This is a genomic window from Paenibacillus agaridevorans, assembly GCF_003112455.1.
GTDB lineage: Bacteria > Bacillota > Bacilli > Paenibacillales > Paenibacillaceae > Pristimantibacillus > Pristimantibacillus agaridevorans.
This window is the reverse complement of record NZ_BDQX01000069.1, coordinates 22,957-26,883: the sequence shown is the minus strand read 5'-3', so window position 1 is coordinate 26,883 and position 3,927 is coordinate 22,957. Positions and strand designations below refer to the sequence as shown.

At 53.8% G+C, this 3,927-nt stretch carries 3 protein-coding genes; all 3 read right to left on the bottom strand.

All coding sequences use genetic code 11. From position 1 onward, the window contains the following. Positions 1–111: 111 nt before the first annotated feature. The 3 genes from PAT3040_RS07545 to PAT3040_RS07535 all read right to left on the bottom strand — a co-directional run bounded on the left by PAT3040_RS07545 (position 112) and on the right by PAT3040_RS07535 (position 3,642). Positions 112–1,689, bottom strand: a complete 1,578-nt coding sequence (locus PAT3040_RS07545; RefSeq protein WP_108992115.1) for an extracellular solute-binding protein — start codon at positions 1,687–1,689, stop codon at positions 112–114. A 94-nt stretch (positions 1,690–1,783) separates the two neighbouring features. Then, positions 1,784–2,683, bottom strand: coding sequence for a carbohydrate ABC transporter permease (locus PAT3040_RS07540; protein WP_108992114.1), 900 nt, complete (start codon positions 2,681–2,683; stop codon positions 1,784–1,786). After that, on the bottom strand, positions 2,677–3,642 hold the full coding sequence (locus PAT3040_RS07535; RefSeq protein WP_108992113.1) for an ABC transporter permease: 966 nt from the start codon (positions 3,640–3,642) through the stop codon (positions 2,677–2,679). Before PAT3040_RS07535 ends, PAT3040_RS07540 begins: the two co-directional genes overlap by 7 nt. Positions 3,643–3,927: the final 285 nt, after the last annotated feature.

Below are 3,927 nucleotides of genomic sequence, written 5' to 3'. Positions count from 1 at the left end.
CCGCCATGCAGTCGCATGTCCGGCGAGCCCTTTTCCGTATTTTTCGCGCCGCGTGCAGCCACGAATGCAGCCTGAAATGGTGCTAAATTGCGCCGGCACGGGCGCCAGACGTTATTTTAAATATTTTTCGTAAATCATCCGCGTTTCTTCGAGCCCTACCTTCTCCAGATCGCTCAAGTAGCCGTTCCATACATTGTCGCTGCTGATATCGATTATGCCCATAATCGCTTTCGTAGCGAACTGGAAAGCAACATCTTCGAGGGCGCTGACCGTCGTGCCCACCGTCTCCAGCTCCTCATCGGTAAGCGTAGCGTTCTGCGGCGTCACGTTATAGTTCGGGGCAAATTCCTTCATTGCTTCCTGCTTCTTCAAATACCCGGCATCGGATTTCATGAATTCCGCGCTTTGGCTCAGCCACCAATCGAATCCGTGCTGCTCCGCCACCTTTTGACGGTCAAGCCCTTCCTTGTATTTCAGCGTCCCGTCTTCGTTCGCGTAGGTGACGTTTTCCAGGCCCGCCTGGTGGAACAGCTGTCCTTCTGCCGTGGCGCCCCATTCGACATATTCGATCAGTCGGTCCAGCTTCTCCGGCTCATTGGCAAGTTTGCTGCTGAAGACCGGACCGAACAACGAGAAGTTAAGCGGTTTGAATTCCAGAGCTGGCTGCTCCGAAGCGCTTGGCAGAATGCGCGCGAATTCCCATTGACCACCTGGAATATCCGTTAAGGCGTAGTCCGGGTCGACCGTATGGCTAGCGTATTGGAAGTCCAGTAGCACCTTCCCCGTCAAGCGCTTCGCTTTCCACTGATCCTGCGTCAGCGTCGCGAATTCCTTCTCGACAAGTCCTTCCTTATACAGCTTGGCTATAAAAGTCAGCATGTCGCGATGCTTTGCCGACGCCAGGTTCCATATCACCTTGCCGCCTTCGTCCGGATCGTTCCAGAAACCGCGCGTGTTGCTGTTCTGCGGATTGCGGAACGCCTGGCGGAAGCCGTTCATCAAGTTTTTGACGCCGCCGTTTTCCGTGCCGCCGCGAACGCCGATCGGCACGGAAGCGGGATAGGCTTCCTTCAGCTTCTTCGCTGACTCGTACAGCTCATCCATCGTGGCCGGGAACGAAGCGATGCCGGCCTTGTCGAACGCATCCTTGCGGTAAATCCACGTCATCGGGTCGCTGCTCGCCACGCTCGGCAGCATATAGAGCTTGCCGTTGCTGCTGCCGTAAGACAGAAGCAGCTCCCAGTCTTCGTCGGAAAACAATTTGCGGTAATTAGGCAGCCTGTCGATGTAATCGCCGATTGGCAGCAAGTAACCGGAAGACGCCCATTTCTTCACGCTTGTCGGGCTGTTCATGTTCGGAATAAAATCGGGATAGTCGCCGGATGCGAACATCACGTTATACTTCTCGATGCCCGCCGTCAGAGGGATGGATTCAAAATTCCATTGCATGCCAAACCGTTTTTCGACCTCTTTGATGTAATCGTTCGGAATTTCGTTCGGCGGATATTTGGGCATGCTCGCAACCGAAAGCTTTATTGTCGCGTTCTCTCCCGAAGTTCCGCCGTCAGTCGTCGTAGCGGTCCCCTGATTCGGCTCGTTTGCGTTCCCGTTATTGGCCTCGCTGCAGCCCGTCGCCGCGACCGCCGTCGCAATCGCGAGCAGCACCGCTTTCCATTTCCCTTTTTCCATGTTCTTTCATCCCCCTCATCATGAATTCAAGGTAATCCTGCGTCTTGCACGACTGGCCGATTAATCGTTGCCGCCTCACCTCCTTGCTATAATGTCAGCCCTTAAGCGAGCCGATCATGATCCCTTTGACGAAATACTTCTGGATAAAAGGATAAATAATCAGCATCGGGACGATCGATACGACCAACGTCGCGTACTGAACGCTTTCAGGTGTGAGCTTGGTGCTCATATCCTCGGCCAAGGCGGCATTCCCCTGCGAGGCCAACTGCTCGGCCATCGTGCTCTGCAGAACGATCTCCCTCAAAATCAGCTGAAGTGGATAATTGTCATAGCTCCGCATGTACAGCATGGCGGAAAAATAAGAATTCCAGTGGGAAACGCCATAGAACAAGGCGATTGTAACGACGCCAGCCATCGACAGCGGAAGCACGATGCGGATTAGCGTCTGCAGCTCGCCGCAGCCGTCGAGCTTGGCGGCTTCCTCGAGCTCCTGCGGGAAATTTTTGAAAAAAGATATCATAATAATCAGCCACCAGGAGCTGATCAGCACGGGAACGGTCAACGCCCAGACCGAATCCATCATGCCGAGCGTTTTGATCAGCAGAAACTGCGGCACGATCCCCCCGGTGAAAAACATCGGCAGAACCGACAGCATCAGGAAAAACGGGCGGAACAGCAAATCCTTTTTGGACAGCGTGTAGGCGGTTATCGTCGTGAACAGCACGTTGAGCACCGAGCCGATTGCCGTAATGACGACAGAATTCAGAAACGAACGGGGGATGTGGACATTCTCGAATAAAATCGTGAAGTACGCGTCAAGGCTGAAGTCCGCGGGCCATAAACCGACTCTACCCCTCATAATCTGGTCCGGATCGCTAAACGAAATCGAAACGACATGCATCAGCGGCAGCAGCGTAATCAGTACGACGAGAAGCATTACGGCATGTACGGTAACATCCAGCATTTTCGAACCGATGGAGTCGTCTTTTACCATAAGCTTTCATCCGCCGCCTTTCTTGCCAGGTAGTTGGCCGTTACGAGGAAGATGACGTTAACGATGGCGTTGAACAAATCGACGGCCGCGCCAAAGCTGAAATCCAACTCAACAAGTCCCCTGCGATAGACGAAAGTGGAGAACACGTCCGCTGTCTCGTAAGTTAGCGAGTTGTACATCAGAATGATTTTTTCCGAGCCTACGCTCAGCACGCCGGACATATTGAGAATGAGCGTGATGACCACGACCGGCTTGATGGCCGGCAGCGTAATATGCCACATTTGGCGAAGACGTGAAGCGCCGTCTATGACCGCCGATTCGTACTGCTCGGTATCGACCTTCGATAATGCCGCCAGATAGATGACCGCGCCCATGCCCATCGACGTCCAGATACCCGAACTGATGAACAGGAAGCGGAACCAGCTTGCATCGGCGAAGAAATAGATTGGCTCCAGGCCGAGCTTGGCGAGCATGATATTGACGATGCCGGTGCTTGGAGACAGCACCATCTTCATCATGCCGATCACGGCCACGACGGACAGGAAATACGGCAAATAGCTGATCGTCTGGACAAAGCTTTTGTAATGCTTCTTCCGGATTTCGTTAAGGAGCAGGGCGAACAGGATCGGTATCGGAAAGCCGAACAGCAGCGAGAACAGTCCTAGCAAAAAGGTGTTCCTGAGCAGCGTCAGGAAATACGGTCCGTTAATGAACGCTTTGAAATGATCCAGCCCGTATTCGCCGGCCCAGGGAGCCAGGAGCACCGATTCCAGAAAGCTCTGCCCTTCCTGCATGCGGAAATCCTTGAAAGCGATCAGGATTCCGTAAATCGGAACGTAATGAAAGACTAGAAAGTAAGCGATTGCAGGAATGAAGAGCAGCAGCAGCATCCTTTGTTTTCTGGCTTTCCGCCTTATTTCCGCGAACGTACCGGCACGTTTGGCCGCCGCTTGATTCATAAGCGTTCCTCCCCCTTGCGAATACTCGGTCTGCGCCAGCCGCCGATGCGATGATACCGGGCCGTCAGAATTGGCAGCGCTCTCACAAGAAAACCATACATCGCCCGGCTCTAAGCGGTAAAGGAACACTTCATTCGCGGCACACCTTGCTTTCGGAGGGGAGGAAACGCCGGATTTTATGCGCTTTTCCGAAGACGGACACACTTATTTTTCGGAGCACGCAAACGTTTCGTTGCGGTAAGAAGTCGGCTGTACGCCGAGCGCCCGCTTGAACGCCCTGCGGAA

Coding starts and splice junctions, on each gene's coding strand:
- PAT3040_RS07545 (WP_108992115.1), bottom strand. CDS start 1,689: ATGGAAAAAGGGAAATGGAAAGCGGTGCTGCTCGCGATTGCGACGGCG.
- PAT3040_RS07540 (WP_108992114.1), bottom strand. CDS start 2,683: ATGGTAAAAGACGACTCCATCGGTTCGAAAATGCTGGATGTTACCGTA.
- PAT3040_RS07535 (WP_108992113.1), bottom strand. CDS start 3,642: ATGAATCAAGCGGCGGCCAAACGTGCCGGTACGTTCGCGGAAATAAGG.